The organism is Streptomyces sp. NPDC051041, assembly GCF_044456065.1.
In the GTDB taxonomy this organism is placed as follows: Bacteria; Actinomycetota; Actinomycetes; order Streptomycetales; family Streptomycetaceae; genus Streptomyces; species Streptomyces glaucus.
On the sequence record NZ_JBITFM010000006.1, the window covers coordinates 69,814 to 95,905 of the forward strand.

A 26,092-nucleotide genomic window follows, 5' to 3' on the forward strand; every position below is an offset into this window, starting at 1 on the left:
GCGGGATCCGGCCGGCGGGACGCCCAGGACCTGGCCGACGCGACACGCGCGATCCGGTCGTCGCCGCTCCCGTGACCCGGTCGCCGCCACGGCCTCGGTCCGTCGGCCCCTCGTTCGCTCAGAGCGAACCGTCGCTCGCCCTCCGCGCACCCCACTCGACCCTGGGCCCGTCGAAGTGGACCGCGTCCCGCTCGGAACGGGCCGCGGCCGCGCCCAGCACGAAGACGTCCTCCGCGCCGTCGAGCACGCCCCCCGAGGGATCGTCGTCGCCGGACCGGCGTACCACGTCGTGCTCCGGCATGAGGATGTCGCGGACCACCACGACGCACAGGTACAGCGTCCCCAGCAGGTGCACGCCGATCGCCCAGTGGTAGCCGTCGGTGGGCAGGCCCTTGTGGGCGTCGCCGCTGGTCGTGTACGCCAGGTACATCCAGATGCCCAGGAAGTACGCCACCTCGCACGCCTGCCAGATCAGGAAGTCCCGCCACTTCGGGCGGGCCAGCGCGGCCAGCGGCACGAGCCACAGCACGTACTGCGGCGAGTACACCTTGTTGGTGAGGATGAACGCCGCGACGATCAGGAAGGCCAGCTGCGCGAAGCGCGGACGCCGGGGGGCGGTCAGCGCGAGTGCCGCGACGCCCGCGCAGCACAGCAGCATCAGCAGGGTGGCGAGCGTGTTGACGGTGTCGGTGCTGAGCGGATCGGTGGAGTTCTGGGCCAGGATCAGCCAGAAGGAACCGAAGTCGACGCCCCGTTCCTGGCTGAAGGTGTAGAACTTCGACCAGCCCTCGAAGGCGAAGAGCATGACCGGCGCGTTCACCACGAGCCAGGCGACGACCGCGCCTCCGAGAGCCGTCCCGTACTCCCGCCACCTCCCGGCCCGCCAGCACAGCACCAGCAGAGGGCCGAGCAGCAGGAAGGGATAGAGCTTGGCGGCCGTGGCGAGCCCCAGCAGCACGCCGAAGGCGAGGGAGCGCCCCCGCGACCACATCAGCATCGCCGCGGCCGTCAGAGCGACCGCCAGCAGGTCCCAGTTGATCGTCGCGGTCAGGGCGAAGGCGGGCGCCAGGGCGACCAGCAGACCGTCCCAGGGACGCCGGGCGTGCGTGCGGGTCACGCAGACGGCGATGACGGCCGTGCACACCATGAGCATCCCGGCGTTGACCATCCAGTACCACTGCTCCTGGTCCTGGATGCTTCCGCTGCCGGGCGTCAGCCAGGCGGCCACCTCCATGAACACGCCGGTCAGCACCGGGTACTCGAGGTACTGCATGTCGCCGGGAAGCCGGTCGAAGTAGGGCACCAGCCCGTCGGCGAAACCGCGTCCCTGGTAGAGGTGGGGGATGTCCGAGTAGCAGGCGTGCGTGTATTGCGAGCTGGCGCCGAAGAACCAGGCGCCGTTGTAGCAGGGCGCCTTCTGGACCAGGCCGAGGGCGAACACGCCGATCGCCACGAGCGCGACCACCCGCACGGGCGTCCACCAGGACGTCCCGAGCAGGGCGTGCCGGCCGAGTGGGCCGCCGATCAGCTCACTGCCGCGTGCGGCGACCTCGTCCTCCTGGGTCGGCCGCACCGGCTCCGGCTCACATGCGCTCGCTTGCGTCGATTCTGCGCTGGGCATGCCGCCATCCTGCCGTACGAGCCTGGCAATACGCCGAGGGCCGCCGCACCTGCGTGGGTGCGGCGGCCCTCGTTTCACGTGAAACATACGCATGTTTCACGTGAAACGCCCGTACCGGGCAATGCGGCGGTTACTCGGCCGGCCCTCCGAAGAGGCCGCCTCCGTTCTCGTTTCCTCTGCTGTTGCCTTCCTCTTCCGTCGACGTGGCCGTCGGTGTCGAGGTCTCCTCCTCGCCCGTGCCGCCGTTCTCCTGCCCACCGTCCTCGTCCTCGCACCGGAAGCCGAGGCAGGGGGACTCGCTCACCGACGGCGACGGGGTGGACTCCTCCGTCTCACTGGCCGTCGGGCTCGGCGTCGGAGTGGGCTCCTCCTCGGTCTCGGTCGGCGTGGGCGTGGGCGTCGGGCTCGGGACGTCGTTGACGATCTCGCCGATGGGCTCAGGGGTCGGGAACTTCTTCGCCGGCTCGCCCTTCAGCGCCTGCTCCATGTAGTCGTGCCAGATCTCGGCCGGGAACGAGGCGCCGTGGATCGACTCCTGGCCGCCCGTTCCGTACATCTCCAGGAACGTGCGGTTCTTCATGGTCTCGTCGTCGGGGTACCGGAACATGCTGATCGCCGTCGACAGCTGCGGCGTGTACCCGACGAACCATGCGGACTTGTTGCCGTCGGTGGTACCGGTCTTGCCGGCCACCTCACGACCGGGCAGCTGGGCGTTGGTACCCGTGCCGTCCTCGACCACGGTCTTCAGGACGTCGGTGACGTTGTCGGCGACCTTCGCCTCGAACGCCTGCTCGGTCTGCGTCTTGTGCGTGTAGACCGTCCCGTCCTGGCTGGTGACCTTCTGGACGGAGTACGGATCGCGCTGCTTGCCGCTGGCCGCGAAGGTGGCGTAGGAGCCGGCCATCCGGATCGCGCTGGGGTCGGAGATGCCGATCGAGAAGGACGGGTAGTTGGTGCCGGTCAGGCTGCTCTCCAGCAGACCCGCGTCGACCGCGGCCTCCTTCACCTTGTCCAGTCCGACGTCCATGCCCAGCTGCACGAAGGCGGAGTTCACCGAGAACTGCATGGCCTCACGGAGGTCGATCTTGTAGTCCGGCGGGGTGCCGCGCGATTCGTCACCGTCGTTGGTCTGCAGCCACTCCTTGCCCTCCTCGTTGTGCCAGACCGTCCCGTCGTACTCCTTGATCTTGAGCTTGTTCTTGCCGCTGTACAGGCTCTCCGGGGAGACGACGGTGCGCTGTTCCAGCGTCTGGGTCGGTCCCAGGTCCGGGTTGCGCACGCCCCACTTCATGGCCGCCGCGAGCACGAACGGCTTGAAGGTCGAACCCACCTGGGCGCCGGTGACGTCGGCGTTGTTGGTGAAGTGCTTCGTCGCGTCCTCGCCGCCGTAGATGGCCTTGATGGCGCCGGTCGCCGGATCCACCGAGGCGCCGCCGAACTGGACATGGGTGTCCTTATCCGGGCGTTCCTCGGGTTTGATGTTCGCCTTCTGGACCTTCTGGACCGCCTTTTCCAGCTCCGCGACCTTCTTCTTGTCGAAGGTCGTGTAGATCGAGTAGCCGCCCTGCTGCAGCTTCTCCTGGGTGATCCCGGTCTTCTCGCTGTTGTTGACCAGGTAGGCGTTGGCGAGGTCGACGAGGTAACCGATCTGACCGCTCAGCTGGGTGTTCGACCGCGGGTTCTGCCACTTGGGCAGCGTGGTGTACTTGGCCCGCTCCGCGGCGCTCAGGTGGCCGTACTCGACCATCTTGTCGAGTGTGTCCTGCATCTGCCTCAGGGCCCGCTTCGCGTTGTCCTCCGGACTGGCCGCCGGGTCGATGGACTGCGCGCCCGCCGGGTCGTAGTACGTGGCGCCCTTGAGCATCGCCGACAGGAAGGCGCACTCACCGGGGTTCAGGTCGATCGCGTCCTTGTTGAAGTACGCGCGTGCGGCCGCCTGGATGCCGTAGGCCCCGCGGCCGTAGTACGCGGAATTCAGATAGCCGGAGAGGATGTCCTTCTTGTCGACGGTGGTGCCCACCTTGATCGCGACGAAGATCTCCTTGAACTTCCGCGAGATCGTCTGCGACTGGTCCTCCAGCATCGCGTTCTTCACGTACTGCTGGGTGATCGTGGAACCGCCCTGCGTCTGACCGCCCCTGGCCATGTTGAACAGGGCGCGGGCGATGCCCCTCGGGTCGATGCCGTTGTCGCTGTAGAAGCTCTTGTTCTCCTGCGAGATGACCGCCCACTGCATCGCTTCGGGGATCTGCGAGAGGTTGATGTTCTGCCGGTTCCGCTCGCCGCCCGTGGCGACCATCTGAGTGTTGTCGGACCAGTAATAGACGTTGTTCTGCGCCGTCGCCGTCTTGGCGACGTCCGGAACGCCCACCATGGCGTACCCGATGCCCGCCACGGCCACCAGGCTTCCGAAGAACCCGATGCACAGTCCGGAGACCAGCTTCCAGGACGGCACCCAGCGCTGCCACCCGTACTTGCCGGCTCGCGGGTAGTCGATGAACCGCTTCCGGTCGGAAACGGCGGCGCGCCCCCTGCCGCGCCCGGGCCCGGTCGGACCGCCCGGAGCGGCGCGCCGGCCCCCGCGGCCCGCATCGGCCGCTCTGCGACGCCCGCCCCCGCTTCTCTGGGCCGCACGCCGGGCTTCGGCACGCCCGCCGTACGGGCGCTCCTCACCTCCCGGCCCGTAGGAACCGGATGCAGACTCGGTGGCGCCTCGCGGTGCCGCACGGCGGCCGGAGGACGAGCCGGTCTGGCCGCGTCGGGCCGCGGCACGTCCGCCTCCCTGCGGCTGCGGCGGTTTGCGACGGTGCTCGCTCATCGAACGACTACTCCTCGGGCAGGCGCACCCTTGCGCGCCTGGAAACGGCGGCTGGTTTCCGGTCCCCCCGAAGTACGGATGTGGCCGTTTTCGCATTCACCCGTACTGCACCAGGGACGGAGACGTCCCCGGGCGTCACTCGGTTCCCGGTGGTGTGCATGGCGCACAGACTACGCACCGTCAAAACCTGTTGAGTCCCGGAGTTCACCCCATTTCAGGCAACTTGCCTCCCATGAATCGCTGATGTGATCCCGTTCACGTTCCCCCCTCTTGTCGCACCCGGAGCACCGTTCTATCGTCGTGATGTATCGAGTCGATACATCAGCGCGGCATAAAGACCCCACCAGAGCCCGTCACGGCACGTCCGCGGCAGAGAGGAGGCGACGATGAGCCGGCGTTCCGGGATCCTCGAGTTCGCCGTACTCGGTCTGCTCCGCGAATCTCCGATGCACGGCTATGAGCTGCGCAAACGACTCAACACGTCACTGGGTGTGTTCCGCGCCTTCAGCTACGGGACGCTGTATCCCTGCCTGAAGACGCTGGTCGCCAACGGCTGGTTGATCGAGGAGCCGGGGAACACCGCCGAGGCCACCGCCCCCCTCACCGGACGTCGCGCCAAGATCGTCTACCGGCTGACGGCGGAAGGTAAGGAGCACTTCGAGCAGCTGCTGTCGCAGACGGGGCCCGACGCGTACGAGGACGAGCACTTCGCCGCCCGGTTCGCCTTCTTCGGGCAGACGTCGCGCGACGTCCGCATGCGCGTGCTCGAAGGCCGCCGCAGCCGGCTGGAGGAGCGCCTGGAGAAGATGCGCGCCTCCCTGGCCCGCACCCGGGAGCGCCTCGACGACTACACGCTTGAGCTCCAGCGCCACGGGATGGAGTCCGTGGAGCGCGAAGTGCGCTGGCTGAACGAGCTCATCGAGAGCGAGCGGGCCGGGCGGGACCTTCGGGGCTCCGCCACCGAGGGGTCCGCTCAGCAGGACACCACTTCTGGAGCGCCGGGCGGCCTGCCCCGGCCCGGGGACGAGCCCCGGCCGGATACGCCCGACGACACCGCCACGTGAGGGCCGCCGAAGGACCTCACTCGTACACACAGGGAGCAACCGCCAATGGGTTCGGTTCGCGTAGCCATCGTCGGTGTGGGCAACTGCGCCGCATCGCTGGTGCAGGGCGTCGAGTACTACAAGGACGCCGACCCGGCGTCCAAGGTCCCGGGCCTGATGCACGTCCAGTTCGGCGACTATCACATCCGTGACATCGAGTTCGTCGCCGCCTTCGACGTGGACGCCAAGAAGGTCGGCCTCGACCTCGCGGACGCCATCGGCGCCTCGGAGAACAACACCATCAAGATCTGCGACGTCCCCCGCACCGGTGTGACGGTGCAGCGCGGCCACACCCTCGACGGTCTCGGCAAGTACTACCGCGAGACCATCGAGGAGTCCGCCGAGGAGCCGGTCGACGTCGTCCAGGTCCTCAAGGACAAGCAGGTCGACGTCCTCGTCTGCTACCTGCCGGTCGGCTCCGAGGACGCGGCGAAGTTCTACGCCCAGTGCGCCATCGACGCGCGTGTCGCCTTCGTCAACGCCCTCCCGGTCTTCATCGCCGGCACCAAGGAGTGGGCGGACAAGTTCACCGAGGCGGGCGTCCCGATCGTCGGCGACGACATCAAGTCCCAGGTCGGCGCGACCATCACGCACCGTGTCATGGCGAAGCTGTTCGAGGACCGCGGCGTCATCCTGGACCGCACGATGCAGCTGAACGTCGGCGGCAACATGGACTTCAAGAACATGCTCGAGCGGGACCGCCTCGAGTCGAAGAAGATCTCCAAGACGCAGGCCGTCACCTCCCAGATCCCCGACCGGGACCTCGGCGAGAAGAACGTCCACATCGGCCCGTCCGACTACGTCGCCTGGCTCGACGACCGCAAGTGGGCGTACGTCCGTCTGGAGGGCCGCGCGTTCGGCGACGTGCCGCTGAACCTGGAGTACAAGCTGGAGGTCTGGGACTCCCCGAACTCCGCCGGCGTCATCATCGACGCCCTGCGCGCCGCGAAGATCGCCAAGGACCGCGGCATCGGCGGCCCGGTCCTGTCCGCTTCCTCGTACTTCATGAAGTCCCCGCCGGTCCAGTACTTCGACGACGAGGCCCGCGAGAACGTCGAGAAGTTCATCCGCGGCGAGGTCGAGCGCTAGCAGGACAAGGCGCCACACGCTAACCGCGCGCCTTCTGCGGGCAGTTGAGGGTCTCCGGGTCGCACGGCCCGGAGACCCTCCTCGTATGTGAGGCTGTGCCCCATGGCCGTCGTCCGTGACCTGCGCGTCCTGCTGCGTCTGAAGGGCTTCCGCCGCCTGCTCGCCGTGCGCCTGCTCTCCCAGGGCGCCGACGGCGTGTACCAGGTCGCGCTCGCCGCCTACGTCGTCTTCTCGCCGGAGAAACAGACCTCGGCCGCCGCGATCGCCTCCGCGATGGCGGTGCTGCTGCTCCCGTACTCCCTGGTGGGTCCTTTCGCCGGTGTCCTGCTGGACCGCTGGCGCCGTCGCCAGGTGTTCCTCTACGGCAATCTGCTGCGCGCCCTGATGGCGTCGGCGACAGCCGTCCTGATCGTCGCCCAGGTCCCGGACTGGCTCTTCTACGTCTCCGCCCTGTGTGTCACCGCCGTCAACCGCTTCGTGCTCGCGGGTCTGTCCGCAGCGCTGCCGCGCGTGGTCGACGCCGAGCGCCTCGTGATCGCCAACTCCCTCTCCCCGACCGCCGGAACGCTCGCCGCGACCGCGGGCGGAGGCCTCGCCTTCGTCGTACGCCTCGTGGTCGTGGACTCGGACGCCGCCGTGGTGCTGCTGGGGGCGTGCCTGTACCTGTGCGGGGCGCTGGCCTCCCTGAGCATGGCGGTGGACCTGCTCGGGCCCGACCGGGCGCTGGTGCGGCCACGGCTGACGACGGCGCTCACCGGCACCGCCCGCGATCTGGTGGCCGGTGTCCGGCACCTCGCCGCACCGCCGCGCCGGGAGGCGGCCTGGGCGCTGGCCGCGATGTCGCTGATGCGATTCTGCTACGGCGCCCTGCTCGTCATGCTGCTGATGCTGTGCCGGTACGCCCTGACCTCCTCCACCGACGAGGGTCTCGCCTTGCTGGGGCTGGCCCTGGGAGTGTCCGGCGCCGGCTTCTTCGTGGCGGCGGTGGCGACGCCCTGGGCGGCGGGGTGGCTGGGGCCCGGCCGCTGGATCGTCGTGTGCGCAGCGGCCGCCGCCGCACTGGAGCCGGCGCTCGGGCTGTCGTTCGCCACCGTGCCGCTGCTGGCCGCGGCGTTCGTCCTGGGACTGACGACCCAGGGCGCGAAGATCGCCACGGACACGGTCGTGCAGTCCTCGGTGGACGACGCCTTCCGCGGCCGGATCTTCTCCGTCTACGACGTGCTGTTCAACGTCGCCTTCGTCGGTGCCGCCGCGGTCGCCGCCCTGATAATGCCGCCGGACGGCCGTTCGGTGTCTTTGGTGGTCACGACCGCCGTCATCTACGGGGCGGTGGCTGCCGCCATGTTCCGTTTCGAACGCCGGTGAGTGTCACACCGATGCCGTGGAAGTCGCCCTTCGACTGCACACCTGTCAGTGGGACCCGACAGCTCACAGTCGCCTCACTCGCGCCGTGATCGCGCGTCGGGGCCGTGTCACGTGCCCGCTGTTTCCCGCCTCCGCCGGGGACGGCTCCGTCCCAGGACCGACAGCCTCACACCGGACCTCGTACCCGCGCCAGGAAGGCTTCCCCGGCGGCCCGGCGTTCCCCGCAGGGCGCCGTTCGCTTCGCCCCCTCCACCGCGAAACGGCCGCAAGCTCAGCTTCAAGGGATCGAGAACACCGCCACCCAAGGACTTCCCGCACCCCTCTGCCGGTAGGGGTGACGGCAAAGACGTCCCGCCCTCTCCGAAAGACAAGGAGGACAGAAGCCTCAAGGGGCGATGTTTCACGTGAAACACCGCCCCTCGGCACACCCAGCCGGGTGGTGTTTCACGTGAAACACCGCCCCCGCTCCACAGCCTCAGTCCTGCTGCTCGGTCCACCACTCCTTGAGGGCTGCCACCGCCGCGTCGTGCTCCATGGGCCCGTTCTCCAGGCGGAGTTCCAGCATGTGCTTGTACGCGCGTCCCACGATCGGACCGGGACGGACACCGAGAATCTCCATGATCTGATTGCCGTCGAGGTCGGGACGGATCGCGTCCAGCTCCTCCTGCTCCTGCAACTGCGCGATCCGCTCCTCCAGACCGTCGTACGCGCGGGAGAGCGCGGCCGCCTTGCGCTTGTTGCGGGTCGTGCAGTCGGAGCGGGTCAGCTTGTGCAGGCGGTCGAGCAGCGGTCCCGCGTCCCGCACATAGCGACGGACGGCCGAGTCCGTCCACTCACCGGTGCCGTACCCGTGGAAACGCAGGTGGAGCTCGACCAGACGCGAAACGTCCTTCACCAGCTCGTTGGAGTACTTGAGCGCCGTCATGCGCTTCTTGGTCATCTTCGCCCCGACCACCTCGTGGTGGTGGAACGAGACCCGGCCGTCCTTCTCGAAGCGCCGCGTGCGCGGCTTGCCGATGTCGTGCAGCAGCGCGGCAAGGCGAAGGGTCAGATCGGGACCGTCCTCCTCCAGCGCCATCGCCTGCTCCAGGACGATCAGCGTGTGCTCGTAGACGTCCTTGTGCCGGTGGTGCTCGTCGCTCTCCAGGCGCAGCGCCGGCAGCTCGGGCAGCACATGGTCGGCGAGGCCGGTGTCGACCAGCAGTGTCAGCCCCTTGCGCGGGTGGGCGGAGAGGATCAGCTTGTTCAGCTCGTCCCGCACCCGCTCGGCCGAGACGATCTCTATCCGTCCGGCCATCTCCTTCATCGCCGTGACGACCTCGGAAGCCACCTCGAAGTCGAGCTGCGCCGCGAACCGCGCGGCCCGCATCATGCGCAGCGGATCGTCCGAGAAGGACTCCTCGGGGGTGCCCGGGGTGCGCAGCACACGTGCCGCTAGGTCGTCGAGTCCGCCGTGCGGATCGATGAACTCCTTCTCCGGAAGTGCGACGGCCATCGCGTTCACGGTGAAGTCACGCCGAACGAGATCCTCCTCGATGGAGTCGCCGTACGATACCTCGGGCTTGCGCGAAGTGCGGTCGTAGGCCTCCGACCGGTAGGTGGTGATCTCGATCTGATAACCGTGCTTCTGCGCCCCGACCGTGCCGAAGGCGATCCCGACCTCCCAGACGGCGTCCGCCCACGGTCGCACGATCTTGAGAACGTCCTGCGGACGGGCATCGGTCGTGAAGTCCAGGTCATTGCCGAGCCGGCCCAGCAGCGCGTCCCGGACCGAGCCGCCGACCAGGGCGAGTGAGAACCCGGCCTCCTGGAAACGGCGGGCGAGGTCGTCGGCGACCGGGGCGACCCGTAGCAGTTCGTTCACCGCGCGGTGCTGCGCCTGGCTCAGGGCACTGTGGTTGTCTTCGTTGGCGTTCGGCACAACAGAAGAGGGTACGTGGCCCGGGCAGTGACAGACGTCTCCGTCGAGCGGGCACCGGCGTCTCCGCCGATACGTGCACAAGGGATGCCTTCGAGGCGTACGAAGACGCTCCTCTTCATAGAGGAACATAGAGGACAAGCCGGTGGGTCCGCCCGATCCCGTGGAGCGGTCCGCGGCACTTCCCCTCAGCGCACATCGTTACCATGCCTGGACGCACATTCCGACGACCACTGACGACCACTGACGACGAGGGACGGGCGAGCGCGTGGCCGAGGCGGCAGACTTCCAGGGGACCAGTCCCTCACCTGCCCGTCGGTGGCTACGGCGCACCGCGGCGCTGCTCGCCGGCGTACCGCTGCTGACCGGTTTGGTCCAGCTGCCCGCGGCCGGCTCCGCGCACGCCGACGTCCCGGACTCCGCCAAGGCCGCCTCCGGCTCGGGCACGGTGTCCGTGGCCCTCGACTCGCTCAGCCCCAGCGCGCCCACCGACGGGGACACGCTGACCGTGTCGGGCACGGTGACGAACAACGGCAAGCAGAAGATCACCGACGCCCAGGTGGACCTGCGCGTGGGGCCCCGGCTCTCCACCCGCTCGGCCATCGACACCGTCGCCAGGGACGGCGACGAGGTCCGGAGCTCCCTCGGCTCCGAGGTCGGTGGCAAGTACGTCGAGAAGTTCCCCGAGCTCAGTCCGGGTGTCGCCGAGCACTTCGACATCTCCGTACCGGTCGACGAGCTGGACCTCGGGCAGAACGGGGTCTACCAGCTCGCCGTCGCCCTCTCCGGGCAGACGTCCGCGCAGCCGTGGGAACAGGTCCTCGGCGTCCAGCGGACGTTCCTGCCCTGGCAGCCCGACGAGGCCGGCACCCGGACGAAGACGACGTACCTGTGGCCGCTCGTCTCCACCGTCCACATGACGGCCGAGACGGAGTCGAACGAACAGCAGACGCCGGTCTTCCTCGACGACGACCTGGCCGAGGAGATCTCCCCGGGCGGCCGCCTCGACCAGATGGTGCAGCTGGGCAAGGACCTCGACGTCACCTGGGTGATCGACCCGGGCCTGCTCGCCTCGGTCGACGAGATGACGCGCGGCTACCGGATCCAGGGCGAGGGCGACACCACCACCGCCGGCACGCACCAGGCGGTCGCCAAGCAGTGGCTCGCCGACCTGCAGGAGGCGGTCGCGGGCAAGGAAGTGGTCGCGCTGCCCTTCGCCGACCCGGACCTGGCCTCGCTCGCTCACAACGGCACGGGCGTCACCGGCTCGCTCAGCCAGCTCAAGACCGCCACCGACGTCGTCGCCAACACCGTGGAGCCGATTCTCCATGTGAAGCCGACCACCGACTTCGCCTGGCCCGTGGACGGCGCGATCGATCCGTCGATCGTGAAGGTCGCCACCTCCGCGGGTGCCGACAAGATCATCACCCGTAGCGACAGCCTGCGGGAGACCGGCGACCTGCCCTACACGCCGTCCGCGGCGCGTCCCATCGGCGGTGGCACGACGGCGGTCGTCGCGGACGCCCGGTTGTCGACGGCGTTCCAGGGCGACCTGACGAAGGCCTCCGCGTCCACGCTCGCCGTGCAGCACTTCCTCGCCCAGAGCCTGATGCTCGGCCGCCAGACCGACAAGCAGCGCAGCGTCGTCGTCGCCCCGCAGCGCATGCCGTCCGCGAGCCAGGCCCTGACGATGGCCGAGGCCGTGGCGGCCCTCGAGGACGGGACTTGGTCCGAGTCCCAGAATCTGACGGAGGCCGCCGCGGCCGAGCCCGACCCGGGTGCCACCACGAAGGTGCCGCCGTCCTCCTCGTACCCCTCCGCGCTGCGCAAGCAGGAACTGCTGCGGGAGGCGTTCGATCAGATCGCCAGGACGCAGGCCAAACTCGACAAGTTCAAGGTGATCCTGAGCGACGAGTCCCGGGTGGTGACTCCGTTCGGACGGGCCATGAACCGCGAGATGTCCACGTCGTGGCGCGGCCGGACCACCGCGGCGGCGAGCTTCCGCAACGACGTGGAGTGGTACCTCAACGACCTGATCGGGCAGGTCAGGCTGATCGACAAGTCGGAGACGAAGCTCTCCGGCCGCAGCGCCACGATCCCCGTGACCGTGCAGAACAACCTGGTGCAGGGCGTCGACCGTCTGGTGCTGCGGCTCTCCTCGAGGAACCCGACCCGTCTCACGATCGGCGGCGAGGACTACCAGGAGCAGCCCGTCACGGTCTCCGGCGGCCACAGCCAGTCGGTGAAGTTCACCACGTCGGCCAACGCCAACGGCCGGGCGACCGTGGTCGCCCAGCTGTACACGCAGGACGGCCAGAGGTACGGCGAGCCCGTCGTCTTCGACGTGAAGGTCACCGAGATCACGGCCACGGTCATGCTGGTCATCGGCGGCGGTGTGCTGCTGCTCGTCCTCGCCGGCTTCCGGATGTACACCCAGCGCAAGCGGGCGGCTGCCCGTGAGACCGCGGAGGACGGCTCCGGACGGGCCGGCGACGGAGCGGAGAACCCGGAGGGCACCGCGGCCCGCCCTGCCGGGGAGTCCGGCGCCGGCTCCCGGGGAGGCGACCGGGACGACCGGGAGCAGCCGAGTGACCCGGCACCGGACACCGCAGCGGAAAGCGCCGACCCGTCCGGCGCGGGTGAGAGAGTGGACCGTTGAGGATGTCGTGGCCGGTGGGCCCGGGACGATGAGGTGGGGTAACCATGAACGCGCCGTACGACGGTGACCGCGGCCAGGGCGCGGGCGACTCGGGCTACCCCGAGGTCCCGCCCGAGCACGGCCAGGTACCGCCGCAGCCCCCGGCGGACATGTACCTCCAGGACGCCTACACCCAGGACCCGTACCGGGAGCAGGACCTGTCCGCGCAGGACCCGGTCGCCGAGGCGCTCTACGACCGCGCCGCGCACCCCCCGCCGCCTCCGGGCTCGTACCAGCCGCAGCAGCCGCTGTACGCCCAGCCGCAGCAGTCGCCGTACGCTCCCGACCCGCGCGTGTGGGCGCGGCCCCCGGCGCCCGAGCCGGAGGGCCCGACGCGATACCTGCCGTACGGTGACGACCCCCGGACGACGCAGTACGTGGGTGTGGACGACCTCGTGACGCAGGCGGGCGAGGAACGCCACGAGCCGGACGCCTTCGCGCACCTTTTCAAGGACCAGCAGCAGAGCGGCGGGCATCCCTCGTACGAGTCCGCGCCTTCGGTCCCCGGCCCCGCACCGGCGCCGAACCCGTACGCGGCGACGCCGCCCGCGGACGTGCCTCCCGCCCCGGCGCCCGCCCCCGCCGCGAAGAAGGGCGGCAAGGCGGCCGGGCTGCTGAAGTCGAGCGCCGTGATGGCGGCGGGCACGATGGTCTCCCGCCTCACCGGCTTCATCCGGTCCGCGATGATCGTGTCGGCGCTGGGTCTCGGCCTGCTGGGCGAGTCGTTCCAGGTGGCGTACCAGCTGCCGACGATGATCTACATTCTGACGGTCGGCGGTGGCCTCAACTCGGTGTTCGTCCCCCAGCTCGTCCGCTCCATGAAGGAGGACGAGGACGGCGGCGAGGCGTACGCCAACCGCCTGCTGACCCTCGTGATGGTGGCCCTGGCCGCCCTGACCGCGCTCGGGATGTACGCCGCGCCGTTCCTGGTCCGTGCATTGTCGAACTCGGTGGCCAACGACCCGGCGGCCAACGAGACCGCGGTCACCTTCACCCGGTACTTCCTGCCCTCCATCTTCTTCATGGGCATCCATGTGGTGATGGGGCAGATCCTCAACGCCCGCGGCCGGTTCGGCGCGATGATGTGGACGCCGGTCCTGAACAACATCGTCATCATCGTCACGCTCGGCATGTTCCTGTGGGTCTACGGCACCGCGGCCGAGTCCGGGATGACCGTCGAGACCATTCCGCCGGAGGGCGAGCGGCTGCTCGGCGTCGGCATCCTCCTCGGCCTCGTCGTCCAGGCCCTGGCGATGATCCCGTACCTGCGCGAGACCGGGTTCCGGCTGCGGCTGCGGTTCGACTGGAAGGGCCACGGCCTGGGCAAGGCCGCGATGCTCGCCAAGTGGACGATCCTCTTCGTCCTCGCCAACCAGGCGGGCGCACTCGTGGTGACCCAGCTGGCCACCGCGTCGGTCGCGGACACCGACATCTCCGGCACCGGTTACAGCGCCTACGCCAACGCCCAGCTGATCTGGGGCCTGCCGCAGGCCATCATCACCGTCTCCCTGATGGCCGCCCTGCTGCCCCGCATCTCGCGCTCGGCCGCCGAGGGCGACGGCGGTGCCGTCCGTGACGACATCTCCCAGGGGCTGCGCACGACGGCCGTCGCGATCGTGCCGATCGCCTTCGGCTTCGTCTCGCTCGGCATCCCGATGTGCACGCTGATCTTCGGCTCCTCGGGCATCGGGGCCGCCACCAACATGGGCTACATGCTGATGGCGTTCGGCCTCGGCCTGATCCCGTACTCCGTGCAGTACGTCGTCCTGCGTGCCTTCTACGCCTACGAGGACACGCGCACCCCCTTCTACAACACGGTCATCGTGGCCGCGGTCAACGCGGGCGCCTCCGCCCTCTGCTACTTCCTGATCCCGGCCCGCTGGGCCGTCGTCGGCATGGCCGCCTCCTACGGCCTGGCCTACGCGATCGGCGTCGGCGTCGCCTGGCGCCGGCTGCGCAGGCGGCTGGGCGGTGACCTGGACGGTGCACGTGTCATGCGGACGTACACCCGTCTGGCCATCGCGTCCGTCCCGGCGGCGCTGCTCAGCGGCGCGGCCTGCTACGGCATCGGCCACACGCTCGGCCAGGGCGTCGTGGGCTCGTTCGCGTCGCTGCTGGGCGGTGGGGCCGTACTGCTCGGCATCTTCTACGTCGCCGCCCGCCGCATGCGCATCGAGGAACTCAACTCGCTGGTCGGCATGGTCCGCGGGCGCCTGGGACGCTGAGACGGGGAGGTACGCGCACAACCATCGTCCGCCGCCGCGTGTCGTGCATAGCGGCGGACTGTGGGCACAATTGGTGTCGGCGTCGGACGGCGCGCAACCGGTGTCGGACAGCGCGCAACGGATGGGGAGGCAGGAACGACGGTGGCGGAACGGAGCACAGCTGCCGTCGACGTGGCAGACAGCAGCGGCGAGCAGTCGCTGACCGCGCAGGCGGACCAGTCCACGGCCGACGGGGTGGCCAAGAACCGGGAGCGGGACACGGAACACGACGACGCACAGGAGAGCGCCGAAGCGGACGATCCCGGGAAGGCCTCGCCTCCCGAACTGCACAGCGGCCACAAGCTCGCCAGGCGCTACCGCCTGGAGGAGTGCGTCACCCGTCTGGACGGGTTCAGCAGTTGGCGAGCCGTCGACGAGAAGCTCCGTCGCGCCGTCGGCATCCATGTCCTGCCCGCGGACCACACCCGCGCCCGCTCCGTGCTGGCCGCGGCCCGCTCCTCCGCGCTGCTCGGTGACCCCCGTTTCGTCCAGGTCCTGGACGCGGTCGAGGAGAACGACCTCGTCTACGTCGTCCACGAATGGCTCCCCGACGCCACCGAACTGACCGCCCTCCTCGCCTCCGGGCCGCTGGAGGCGTACGACGCCTACCAGATGGTCAGCCAGGTCTCGTCCGCCATGGCCGCCGCCCACCGCGAGGGACTCGCCCATCTGCGACTGAACCCCAACGCCGTCCTGCGCACCTCGACGGGCCAGTGGCGCATCCGCGGCCTCGCCGTCAACGCAGCCCTGCGCGGCATCAAGTCCGACACTCCTCAGCGCACCGACACCGAGGCCATCGGCGCCCTGCTGTACGCGGCGCTCACCCAGCGCTGGCCGTACGAGACCGACGCCTACGGCCTGTCCGGCCTGCCCAAGGACATCGGGCTGATCCCGCCCGACCAGGTGCGCGCCGGCGTCCACCGCGGCCTGTCGGAACTCGCCATGCGGGCCCTCGCCAACGACGGCGCCACCGCCTCCCGCCACGAGTCCCCCTGCACCACGCCGGAGGAACTGGTGAAGGCGATCGGCGAGATGCCCCGCATCCGCCCGCCGGAGCCGGCGTTCACCGCCCCGCCCGAGTACCAGCGCACGACCTACCAGCAGGGCAGCTACGGCCGCCCGGCCCCGCACCCGGGCGTCACCCAGCCGGTGGCGCCCCCGCCGCCTCCGCTGCAGAGCCGCACGGGCAAGGCGCTCAAGTGGGCCGTCTCGGCGCTGCTGATCGCCGCGCTCGGTCTGGGCAGCTGGCAGCTGGCGGACGCGCTGATGGAACAGGGCGGCAAGGCCGACGACCAGAACCAGACGCAGACCACGGACGGCAACGACAAGAACAAGAGGCCGCAGGCCCCGAAGCCGATCGCCATCCAGGGTGCGCAGGAGTACGTGGCCGAGGGCGATGCCCAGCATCCCGCCGATGTCGGCAAGACCTACGACGGCGACACATCCACCGGCTGGCGCACCAACAGCTACCTGGACGGCCCGAAGATCGTGATAAAGCCGGGCGTGGGCATCGTCTACGACCTCGGCTCCGCCAAGGAGGTGTCGGCGGCGCAGCTGTCGCTGCGGTACGGCGGCGACCACACGACGATCGAGCTGTACGCGACCGACTCACTCAGCTCCACCACGCCGCTGAGTTCGATGAAGAACCTCGGCACGGCGACGACGAGCAGCACCTCCGCCAAGGTGACCGTCGACAAGCCCGTGAGGAGCCGGTACGTCCTGGTCTGGCTGACAGCGCTGCCGTATTCCGGTGACGACCCCGCCAACTACAGCAACCCGGGCTACAAGCAGGCCATCACCGAAGTGAAATTCACGGGCTGAGAGCCGGCCGAGGGGAGGGGCCCGATGGCGGACCGCGCTGAACACAGCAGTGCAAGCGATCAGGAACTTCTCACCCGCCATGTCGACGGCGACCCCGACGCCTTCGGCGAGCTCGTACGCCGCCACCGCGACCGCCTCTGGGCCGTGGCCCTGCGGACGCTCGGCGACCGCGAGGAGGCCGCTGACGCCGTTCAGGACGCCTTGGTCTCCGCCTACCGGGCCGCCCACACCTTCCGCGGTCAGTCGGCCGTCACGACATGGCTGCACCGCATCACGGTGAACGCCTGCCTGGACCGTGCTCGCAAGGCCGCTTCCCGGAAGACCGCTCCCGTCGACGACACCGAACGCCTGGAGCAGCTGCTGGAGCCGCACGAGTCGGCGTCGGCTCCCGCGGAGCGCAACGATCTGCACCGCCAGCTGCTGGCGGCCCTGAGCACTCTGCCGCCCGACCAGCGGGCGGCGCTCGTCCTGGTCGACATGCAGGGCTATCCGGTCGCCGAGGCAGCCCGCATCCTCGACGTGCCGACCGGCACGGTGAAAAGCCGGTGCGCCCGGGGCAGGGCCAGACTCCTGCCGCTGCTGACCCATCTGCGGCCGGGCAGCGGCGATGACGGCAAGAAGCCGGGCGAGGAACGGAACCGGACGCAGGAGGCATCCGTCCCACCCGCAGCGGGACCGCCGCGGGCGGAACCGCCGCGTGCAGGGCCGAGCGATTCAGCTGCAGTGAAGGGCGGAGGTGGGCGAGCGTGACGTCACAGACAGACATGGCCGGACACCCGGACGTGGCGGAGATCTCCGACCTCACCGAGGGCCTTCTCCCCCCGGCGCGGACCGCGGAGGTACGGCGGCACCTGGACGAGTGCGCGCTGTGCGCGGACGTCCACGCCTCGCTGGAGGAGATCCGGGGACTGCTCGGCACCCTCCCGGGCCCGCCGCGCATGCCCGCTGATGTCGCCGGCCGTATCGACGCGGCTCTCGCCGCCGAGGCCCTGCTCGACGCCGCGGCGCCCGGGCCCACGGACGCCGCGTCGGCCGGCGTGTCCCGTGCCGCTCCGGACGGGGACGACGGTGGGCATGTTTCACGTGAAACATCGGTCACGGCAGGTCGCCCGGCCGGACGGGCACGCGTTTCCACCACCGGCCCGGGGCGCAAGGGCCGCAAGCGGGACGGACGCCGCCGGATCGCCGCCTTGGGCGCTGTGTTCGCGGCTGCTGCTCTGGGACTCGGCTCCGTGCTCGTGTCGTCCCCCCAGGACGGCGAGCCGTCCGACGGCACGGCGCACGGGCGGCAGTCCGCCTCCGCGGACACCTTCTCCGAGGGAGAGCTGGAGCAACAGGTCGCCGATCTCCTCGCCGCGAAGCGGGGCGAAGGAAACCGCTCCGGCACACCGCACGGCCTCGGTATCGAGTCCGGTCCGGACCGGCCCAGCCTCCTCGCGGAGACAGTCCCGGACTGTGTCCGGGCGGGCATCGGCCGCAGCGACGCGGCACTCGCCACCGAGAAGGGAACCTACAAGGGGACCGAGGCGCTGCTCGTGGTACTTCCCGACGCCTCCGACGTCAACCGGGTCACCGCCTACATCGTCGAGGCGACCTGCGCGGATCAGCCGTCGTCCCCCAAGGCCAAGGTGCTGCTGCAGCACTCCTACCCGCTCCCCGGACGCTGAGGCTTCTTCTTCCCTCTGCGTGGTATCCCGTAGGTGTCCGCTCTCCGTGTGCCCGGGCACAGCGGGAATGCGCGCCCCTTAGGATCCGTTGGGTGGGGTGAGAGTTCTGAGAAAGGCTCCACCGATCCTGACGACGCAGTCCAGAGACGAGGAATCAAGCCGTGAGCGACGTCCGTAACGTGATCATCATCGGCTCCGGGCCCGCCGGCTACACGGCGGCGCTCTACACCGCGCGCGCGTCGCTGAAGCCACTGGTGTTCGAGGGCGCCGTCACCGCCGGCGGCGCGCTGATGAACACCACCGAGGTGGAGAACTTCCCCGGCTTCCAGGACGGCATCATGGGCCCCGAGCTCATGGACAACATGCGCGCCCAGGCGGAGCGCTTCGGTGCCGAGCTCGTTCCGGACGATGTCGTCGCGGTCGACCTGACCGGAGAGATCAAGACCGTCACGGACACCGCGGGCACGGTCCACAAGGCGAAGGCCGTGATCGTCGCCACCGGCTCGCAGCACCGCAAGCTCGGCCTGCCGAACGAGGACGCCCTCTCCGGGCGTGGTGTCTCCTGGTGCGCCACCTGTGACGGCTTCTTCTTCAAGGACCAGGACATCGCCGTGATCGGTGGCGGTGACACCGCGATGGAGGAAGCCACCTTCCTCTCGCGGTTCGCCAAGTCCGTGACGATCGTCCACCGCCGCGACACCCTGCGCGCCTCCAAGGCGATGCAGGAGCGTGCCTTCGCCGACCCGAAGATCACCTTCGTCTGGGACAGCGAGGTCGCCGAGATCCAGGGTGATCAGAAGCTGTCGGGTCTGAAGCTGCGCAACGTCAAGACGGGTGAGCTTTCGGATCTGCCGGTGACCGGCCTGTTCATCGCGATCGGCCACGACCCGCGCACCGAGCTCTTCAAGGGCCAGCTCGAGCTGGACGAGGAGGGTTACCTGAAGGTCGACGCGCCCTCGACCCGCACGAACCTGCGCGGTGTCTTCGGCGCCGGAGACGTGGTCGACCACACCTACCGTCAGGCGATCACCGCGGCCGGCACCGGCTGCTCCGCCGCGCTGGACGCCGAGCGTTACCTTGCCGCGCTGGCCGACCTGGAGCAGGCCGAGCCCGAGAAGACCTCCGTCTGATTCCCATTCGCCCCACGCACCAACCAGTTAAGGAGCCCGTAGTGGCCGGCACCCTGAAGAATGTGACCGACGACTCCTTCGAGCAGGACGTCCTCAAGAGCGACAAGCCCGTCCTGGTGGACTTCTGGGCCGCTTGGTGCGGTCCGTGCCGCCAGATCGCTCCCTCCCTTGAGGCGATCGCCGCCGAGTACGGTGACAAGATCGAGGTCGTCAAGCTGAACATCGACGAGAACCCGGGTACGGCCGCCAAGTACGGCGTCATGTCCATCCCGACCCTGAACGTCTACCAGGGTGGCGAGGTCGCCAAGACCATCGTCGGTGCGAAGCCGAAGGCCGCGATCGTGCGCGACCTGGAGGAGTTCATCGCCGAGTGAATCGGCTGAGCCGTCCCGACGACGGCTTATGTTTCACGTGAAACACGAATGGGCCAGCCCGCCAGGGCTGGCCCATTCGTTTGGCCCAGGAGTCCGCTGTTGTCAGAGGGGCCGCAACGCGGGCTCCTTCTGCACGGCCCCGAGCAGCCGGTCGAGTGCCATTTCCACGTCTTCCTTCCAGGAAAGCGTCGACCGCAGCTCCAGCCTCAGCCGCGGGTACATGGGGTGGGGCCGTACCGTCTTGAACCCCACGGCCAGCAGATGATCAGCGGGCAGGACACAGCCCGGTTCCTTCCAGTGGGCGTCACCGAATGCCTCGATCGCCTTGAAGCCCCGCCGCAGCAAATCCTTGGCGACCGTCTGGACCATCACGCGGCCAAGCCCCTGCCCCTGGTAGCCGGGCACGATGAAGCCGGTCATCAGCTGCACGGCATCCGGTGAGACGGGACTGGTGGAGAAGGCCGTGGAGCGGGGCACATAGGCGGGAGGGGCATAGAGCACGAAGCCCACCGGTACGTCGTCGACATAGACGACTCGCCCACAGGATCCCCAGTCCAGCAGGACAGCGGAGATCCAGGCTTCCTTCTCCAGCGCGGACGTGCCGGCCTTTACCGCGGCCTCACCACTGACCGGGTCGAGCTCCCAGAAGACGCACGAGCGACAGCGCTGGGGAAGGTCCTGAAGGTTGTCCAGCGTGAGCGGTACGAGCCGACGCCCCATGAAGGCTGTTCCTCGCTTCCTTCGCCCGCCGCATCGCGAGCGGCTGTCAGAGCGCTCCGTTCCCTGAGCAGGCTGCCGATGAACCCACCGACCGCGCCCAGTCCCAGACCTGCGGTCAGCAGTCCGGCGCGGCTCATCGTTCGCATGGCACCGGCCTCCCGAGGGGTGCTTTCAGGTGGATCGCCATACTCGAACGCATCGTATCCATGATGCGTTTCCATCGATACCGGCTCAAAGCAAAGAGCGGGCCGTGTTCCGGTACACACCGGACACGTCCCGCTCCTTTCGCAGACGAAGCGGTCCGAGCGCCCCGCTGCCCGAGACTCAGGACTCCGTCTCCTCGGGATCCCCCTCCAGAAGACTCTTCTGCAGGACGGGTCCCTCACCGGGAGCGAGGGTGCTGAGGATTCGCTCCAGATCTTCCATGGAAGCGAACTCGACGGTGATCTTGCCCTTCTTCTGTCCCAGGTCAACCTTCACCCGTGTCTCGAAGCGGTCCGACAGCCGGGTGGCGAGATCCGACAACGCCGGGGAGACACGAGTGCCGGCACGTGGTCCCTTGGGACGCTGAGCCTTCTGAGGCCGTGACCCCATGAGCGTCACGATCTCCTCGACGGCCCGCACGGAGAGTCCCTCGGCCACGATCCGATGCGCCAGCCGGTCCTGCTCCTCGGAGTCCTCCACGGAGAGCAGAGCCCGCGCATGCCCGGCGGAGAGCACTCCTGCGGCCACCCGACGCTGGACCGCCGGTGAGAGCTTCAGCAGACGCAGGGTGTTGGAGACCTGCGGACGGGAGCGGCCGATCCGGTCCGCCAGCTGGTCGTGTGTGCAGTTGAAGTCCTTCAGCAGCTGGTCGTAGGCCGCCGCCTCCTCCAGCGGGTTCAGCTGTGCCCGGTGCAGGTTCTCCAGGAGTGCATCCAGGAGGAGCTTCTCGTCCTCCGTGGCCCGTACGATCGCCGGAATCGTCTCCAGGCCCGCCTCTCGGCAGGCACGCCAGCGTCGCTCGCCCATGATGAGCTCATAGCGCGCGGGACCCACCTGGCGTACGACGACCGGCTGGAGGAGGCCGACCTCTTTGATGGAGGTGACAAGCTCGGCCAGCGCATCTTCGTCGAAGACCTCACGCGGCTGGCGCGGGTTCGGCGTGATGGAGTCCAGGGGGATCTCGGCGAAGTGGGCGCCCATAGGAGGCGGGGGCGTTTCCACGGCACCGCTGGCCGATGGCTCCTTTGTTTCACGTGAAACAGGTGGCAGCCCGGCGACCCTCGCCGCAGCCACACCGCGATCGGTCGCCAGGGCCGGGATCACGGGTGGCGACGCGGGAGCGGTTCCCCCCACCACGGCCGGAGCCACCGTCTTCTCCGTCGGAGCTGCAGGGATCAGTGCGCCGAGACCGCGTCCCAACCCTCTCCGTCGCTCGCTCACTGAGTCCCCTCCACCATGCTCGGATCGTTTGGTGCGCTGATGTGGGCGTGCGCGGCGTCGTAGCTGACGCCTACGCCCTTCAGCGCGATTTCTCGTGCTGCCTCAAGATAAGAGAGAGCACCACTTGATCCTGGATCGTAGGTCAATACCGTCTGCCCGTAGCTCGGCGCCTCGGAGATACGGACCGAGCGGGGAATGCTCGTCCGCAGCACCTCGTCACCGAAGTGGCTGCGCACCTCTTCCGCGACCTGGGACGCGAGCCGTGTCCGGCCGTCGTACATGGTGAGCAGGATGGTCGACACATGCAGGGTGGGGTTGAGGTGCCCCCGCACCAGGTCGACGTTACGCAGCAGCTGTCCCAGGCCCTCCAGCGCGTAGTACTCGCATTGGATCGGGATCAGGACCTCCTGCCCGGCCACCAGCGCGTTGACCGTCAGCAGGCCGAGCGAGGGTGGGCAGTCGATGAGAATGTAGTCCAGCGGCTGCTCATATGCCTGGATGGCCCGCTGCAGCCGGCTTTCCCGCGCCACCAGCGACACCAGCTCGATCTCCGCACCAGCGAGATCGATGGTGGCGGGTGCGCAGAAGAGGCCTTCAACGTCAGGAACCGGCTGGACGACCTCCGAGAGCGGCTTGCTGTCGATCAGTACGTCATAGATGGACGGAACCTCGGCGTGATGGTCGATACCCAAGGCGGTGGACGCATTGCCCTGAGGGTCGAGGTCGATCACCAGGACGCGGGCCCCGTGCAGAGCCAGCGATGCGGCAAGGTTGACGGTTGTCGTCGTCTTGCCCACGCCGCCTTTCTGGTTGGCGACCACGATGATTCGTGTCCGCTCGGGCCGGGGCAGGCCCTCGCCGGCGCGGCCGAAAGCCTCCACCGCCAGTTGGGCCGCGCGACCGATCGGAGTGTCGTCCATCGGAGGCGGTGTTTCACGTGAAACATCCGCTCCCGTCGACTCGGCACGGGGACCGGGGACCGGATCGGTCATCGGTCCCGCGATGTTGGCGTCGGACCGCAAGGATTCACTCTCCTCGACATCAGGCTCGCGATGAACAGAGCCTCCCATGTCTTCGGGGTCGCGAACCAGTGAGGTCCGGTGTTCTGTGGAGAAATCCACCTCTGTGGACAACTCCGTGCCTCCCTGGAGGGATGGGAACAGGGCTCCGTCAGGAACGGGCCGCTCTCCGAGCGACCCGAGAGGCTTGGGGTCGCGGGGTTCGACCGCGGCGCGACCGCGACTGATGATGCCGTGCAGCAGTGAGCGACGTTTCACGTGAAACACGATGCACAGCGGCCCTGCCCGGACTGTCGCGACACTCCGGCCCGCATGGGTTCGGCAGCTTGTGTGGAGTACGTCTCGCCGTCAGGACGGATCAGCGCCGCCGATGCGGGTCCCGAAGGTGGACCGCGTCGACGACGCCATGATCGTCCCTCCCGTCACCGGCGCCGACGGGTCCGTCCCGTCCTGGCCGCCTTCGCCCGCTTGGCCGCGAAGCGCACGCCTCCGGGGCTTTCCCCGACTTCGACCCGGACGACCGTGGACATGGGGTCCACGATGCCCTCACCGACGTGCAGGATGGAGGTCTCCACGGCGCCCAGCTTGCTCAGCGCGGTGGCCGCGCTCTTGAGCTCTTCCTCGGCCGTGTCTCCCTTGAGCGCGAGCATCTCCCCGTACGGGCGCAGCAGCGGGATGCCCCAGGCGGCCAGGCGGTCCAGCGGGGCCACGGCACGGGCCGTCACCACATGGACCGGCGGCATCTTGCCCATGACCTCCTCGGCGCGTCCGCGGACGACCGTGACGTGGTCCAGGCCGAGCAGTTCCACGACCTCGGTGAGGAAGTTCGTGCGCCGCAGCAGTGGCTCCAGCAAGGTGATCCTCAGGTCGTCCCGCACGAGCGCCAGTGGGATGCCGGGCAGGCCCGCACCGGAGCCGACGTCGCACACCGTCACCCCCTCGGGCACGACCTCCGAGAGCACCGCGCAGTTCAGCAGGTGCCGCTCCCACAGGCGGGGCACTTCACGCGGGCCGATCAGGCCACGCTGCACGCCCGCCTCAGCGAGCAGCTCCGCGTATCGGACCGCATCAGCGAAGCGATCTCCGAACACCTTGTGCGCCTGCTCGGGAGCAGGAGGAAGCTCAGCTGCCTCCGTCACGGGGGACCGTCCTTCCCTACCACGTCAGCGCACCGGGCGCCGACGCCAGAACCACCAGAACTATCAGGCTGACAAAGTTCGGCCCCGCCTGCGCAACAGACGGGGCCGGAGGAACGTGTGGACCGATCAGGCGGGGAGTACGACGACGAAGCGCTGCGGCTCCTCGCCCTCGGACTCGCTGCGCAGGCCCGCGGCCTTGACCGCGTCGTGCACGACCTTGCGCTCGAAGGGGGTCATCGGCTTCAGCCGTACGGGCGCACCGCTGCTCTTGGCCTCGGCGACGGCCTTCGCGCCCAGCTCGGAGAGCTCGGCGCGCTTCCTGGCGCGGTAGCCCGCGATGTCGAGCATCAGCCGGCTGCGGTCGCCGGTCTCCCGGTGCACCGCCAGACGTGTGAGTTCCTGCAGCGCCTCCAGCACCTCACCGTCCCGGCCGACCAGCTTCTGCAGGTCACGACTGCCCGTGTCGCTGATGATCGAGACGGAGGCACGGTCGGCCTCGACGTCCATGTCGATGTCGCCGTCGAGGTCGGCGATGTCGAGCAGACCCTCCAGGTAGTCCGCCGCGATCTCGCCCTCCTGCTCCAGGCGGGTCAGGGTGTCTGCACCCTCGGCAGCGGCGGAGGTGGTGCCTTCCGTCACGGGATGGACTCCTTCTTACTTCTTCGACGGGGACTTGGGCCGCTGCGGACCCTTGCGCTGGCCGGACTGGGCCTTGCTGCGGGTGCCGTTGCCGGGCTTCGGGGCGGCCTTCTTGGCAGCGGCGGCGGGCTTGGCGTCCTCGGGCTCGTCGGACTTGCTCAGCGAGGGCGAACCCCCGGCCGGCTTGGCCGCCTGACGCTGGGCCTTGGTCTGCCGCCTGGGCTGCTGACGCCTGGGGGTGGCGGCGGTCGTGGCCGACGTGCCGTCCTCGGTCTGGGCGGCGACGGCGGTCTCGCTCTTGACCACGGTGCCGTCGGACTGGGCGGCCAGTCCCGCCTTGTTCAGCCCGTTGATGAACTTGCGCTCGTACTCGTTGCGGTCGCGGCCCTTGGCGACGATGGCCTTGATGATGACCTTGTCCCGGCGCCGGGAGACCTTGCCGCGGTGCGTGACGTGCTTGTACAGGCGCTCCAGGTAGGCGGCCTGGGCCTTGGAACCCGGGGTCGGGTTGTTGTGAATGAAGTACATCTGCTGGCCCATGGTCCACACGTTGGTGGTCAGCCAGTAGACGAGGACGCCGACCGGGAAGTTGATGCCGAAGACCGCGAAGATGACCGGGAAGACGTACATCAGCATCTTCTGCTGCTGCATGAACGGCGTCTTCACCGTCGTGTCGACGTTCTTCGTCATCAGCTGGCGCTGCGTGTAGAACTGCGACAGCGACATCAGGACGATCATGATCGCGGTGACGATCCGCACGTCGGTCAGCGAGGCCTGGAGCGCCTCGACCTTGGACGAGTTGTCCGTGAACTTCGCGGCCAGCGGAGCGCCGAAGATGTGCGCCTTCTGCGCGCTCTCCAGCAGGCTCTTGTTGATCACGCCGATGGTGTCGTTCGACGCGATGCTGTTGAGGACGTGGTAGAGGGCGAAGAAGAACGGGGACTGCGCCAGGATGGGAAGGCACGAGGAGAGCGGGTTGGTGCCCGTCTCCTTGTACAGCTTCATCATCTCTTCCGACTGGCGCTGCCGGTCGTTCTTGTAGCGCTCCTGGATCTTCTTCATCTCCGGCTGGAGCGTCTGCATCGCGCGCGTCGCCTTGATCTGCTTCACGAAGAGCGGGATCAGGCAGATGCGGATCAGGATCACGAGGGACACGATGGACAGGCCCCAGGCCCATCCGGTGTCGGGGCCGAAGAGAGCGCCGTACACCTTGTGGAACTGGACGATGACCCAGGAGACGGGCGTTGTGATGAAGCTGAAGAGGCTGGCAATCGTGTCCACT

General features: G+C 68.9%; 19 protein-coding genes. 10 read left to right on the forward strand and 9 right to left on the reverse strand.

Annotated elements, in window-relative coordinates; all coding sequences use genetic code 11:
* Positions 1–118 precede the first annotated feature (118 nt).
* Together ACIBAI_RS12750 and ACIBAI_RS12755 are read right to left on the reverse strand one after the other, a co-directional pair.
* Entirely contained in the window at positions 119–1,621 is a 1,503-nt protein-coding gene (locus ACIBAI_RS12750) for a glycosyltransferase family 87 protein (RefSeq protein ID WP_399033562.1), read from the reverse strand.
* A 130-nt stretch (positions 1,622–1,751) separates the two neighbouring features.
* Entirely contained in the window at positions 1,752–4,439 is a 2,688-nt protein-coding gene (locus ACIBAI_RS12755; RefSeq protein ID WP_399033564.1) for a transglycosylase domain-containing protein, read from the reverse strand.
* Between the two features lie 386 nt (positions 4,440–4,825).
* On the opposite strand from ACIBAI_RS12755, the gene ACIBAI_RS12760 reads away from it, so the two are divergent.
* The 3 genes from ACIBAI_RS12760 to ACIBAI_RS12770 all read left to right on the forward strand — a co-directional run bounded on the left by ACIBAI_RS12760 (position 4,826) and on the right by ACIBAI_RS12770 (position 7,996).
* Positions 4,826–5,503 (forward strand): helix-turn-helix transcriptional regulator, encoded by a 678-nt coding sequence (locus tag ACIBAI_RS12760; RefSeq protein WP_399033566.1) that lies wholly within the window; start codon positions 4,826–4,828, stop codon positions 5,501–5,503.
* Between the two features lie 45 nt (positions 5,504–5,548).
* On the forward strand, positions 5,549–6,631 hold the full coding sequence (locus ACIBAI_RS12765) for an inositol-3-phosphate synthase (RefSeq protein WP_399033567.1): 1,083 nt from the start codon (positions 5,549–5,551) through the stop codon (positions 6,629–6,631).
* A gap of 102 nt (positions 6,632–6,733) precedes the next feature.
* Entirely contained in the window at positions 6,734–7,996 is a 1,263-nt protein-coding gene (locus tag ACIBAI_RS12770) for an MFS transporter (RefSeq protein WP_399033570.1), read from the forward strand.
* A 475-nt stretch (positions 7,997–8,471) separates the two neighbouring features.
* Here the strand turns inward: ACIBAI_RS12770 and ACIBAI_RS12775 are convergent, their stop codons facing one another.
* Positions 8,472–9,917: a CCA tRNA nucleotidyltransferase gene (locus ACIBAI_RS12775; protein WP_399033572.1), complete on the reverse strand. Its 1,446-nt coding sequence runs from the start codon at positions 9,915–9,917 to the stop codon at positions 8,472–8,474.
* A gap of 265 nt (positions 9,918–10,182) precedes the next feature.
* Here ACIBAI_RS12775 and ACIBAI_RS12780 point away from each other — a divergent pair, with 265 nt between their 5' ends.
* From ACIBAI_RS12780 to trxA, 7 genes are all read left to right on the forward strand, one after another.
* The gene (locus ACIBAI_RS12780) at positions 10,183–12,573 is read left to right on the forward strand and encodes a DUF6049 family protein (RefSeq protein ID WP_399033574.1); all 2,391 of its coding nucleotides are present in this window, start codon (positions 10,183–10,185) and stop codon (positions 12,571–12,573) included.
* A 44-nt stretch (positions 12,574–12,617) separates the two neighbouring features.
* Positions 12,618–14,837, forward strand: coding sequence for a murein biosynthesis integral membrane protein MurJ (gene murJ / locus ACIBAI_RS12785; RefSeq protein WP_399033576.1), 2,220 nt, complete (start codon positions 12,618–12,620; stop codon positions 14,835–14,837).
* Between the two features lie 141 nt (positions 14,838–14,978).
* Positions 14,979–16,697: a serine/threonine protein kinase gene (locus ACIBAI_RS12790; RefSeq protein WP_399033577.1), complete on the forward strand. Its 1,719-nt coding sequence runs from the start codon at positions 14,979–14,981 to the stop codon at positions 16,695–16,697.
* 24 nt (positions 16,698–16,721) lie between these two features.
* Entirely contained in the window at positions 16,722–17,447 is a 726-nt protein-coding gene (gene sigM, locus ACIBAI_RS12795; RefSeq protein ID WP_399033578.1) for an RNA polymerase sigma factor SigM, read from the forward strand.
* The gene (locus tag ACIBAI_RS12800; protein ID WP_399033580.1) at positions 17,444–18,364 is read left to right on the forward strand and encodes an anti-sigma factor family protein; all 921 of its coding nucleotides are present in this window, start codon (positions 17,444–17,446) and stop codon (positions 18,362–18,364) included. Before sigM ends, ACIBAI_RS12800 begins: the two co-directional genes overlap by 4 nt.
* Positions 18,365–18,525: 161 nt before the next feature.
* Positions 18,526–19,494 (forward strand): thioredoxin-disulfide reductase, encoded by a 969-nt coding sequence (gene trxB, locus ACIBAI_RS12805; RefSeq protein WP_344600647.1) that lies wholly within the window; start codon positions 18,526–18,528, stop codon positions 19,492–19,494.
* Positions 19,495–19,535: 41 nt separating this feature from the next.
* Positions 19,536–19,868 carry a thioredoxin gene (gene trxA, locus ACIBAI_RS12810; RefSeq protein ID WP_344600645.1) on the forward strand — a complete coding sequence of 111 codons (333 nt, stop codon included), beginning with the start codon at positions 19,536–19,538 and terminating at the stop codon, positions 19,866–19,868.
* A 102-nt stretch (positions 19,869–19,970) separates the two neighbouring features.
* Here the strand turns inward: trxA and ACIBAI_RS12815 are convergent, their stop codons facing one another.
* From ACIBAI_RS12815 to yidC, 6 genes are all read right to left on the reverse strand, one after another.
* The gene (locus ACIBAI_RS12815) at positions 19,971–20,588 is read right to left on the reverse strand and encodes a GNAT family N-acetyltransferase (protein ID WP_399033583.1); all 618 of its coding nucleotides are present in this window, start codon (positions 20,586–20,588) and stop codon (positions 19,971–19,973) included.
* A gap of 324 nt (positions 20,589–20,912) precedes the next feature.
* The gene (locus tag ACIBAI_RS12820) at positions 20,913–22,013 is read right to left on the reverse strand and encodes a ParB/RepB/Spo0J family partition protein (protein WP_399033584.1); all 1,101 of its coding nucleotides are present in this window, start codon (positions 22,011–22,013) and stop codon (positions 20,913–20,915) included.
* Positions 22,010–23,083 carry a ParA family protein gene (locus ACIBAI_RS12825; RefSeq protein WP_399033966.1) on the reverse strand — a complete coding sequence of 358 codons (1,074 nt, stop codon included), beginning with the start codon at positions 23,081–23,083 and terminating at the stop codon, positions 22,010–22,012. Before ACIBAI_RS12825 ends, ACIBAI_RS12820 begins: the two co-directional genes overlap by 4 nt.
* A 371-nt stretch (positions 23,084–23,454) precedes the next feature.
* Positions 23,455–24,171, reverse strand: coding sequence for a 16S rRNA (guanine(527)-N(7))-methyltransferase RsmG (gene rsmG, locus ACIBAI_RS12830; protein ID WP_344600639.1), 717 nt, complete (start codon positions 24,169–24,171; stop codon positions 23,455–23,457).
* A 126-nt stretch (positions 24,172–24,297) separates the two neighbouring features.
* Complete coding sequence (locus tag ACIBAI_RS12835) at positions 24,298–24,810, reverse strand: protein jag (protein ID WP_399033586.1); 513 nt, start codon at positions 24,808–24,810, stop codon at positions 24,298–24,300.
* A gap of 15 nt (positions 24,811–24,825) precedes the next feature.
* Positions 24,826–26,091 carry a membrane protein insertase YidC gene (yidC, locus tag ACIBAI_RS12840; protein WP_399033587.1) on the reverse strand — a complete coding sequence of 422 codons (1,266 nt, stop codon included), beginning with the start codon at positions 26,089–26,091 and terminating at the stop codon, positions 24,826–24,828.
* Between the last annotated feature and the right edge of the window lies 1 nt (position 26,092).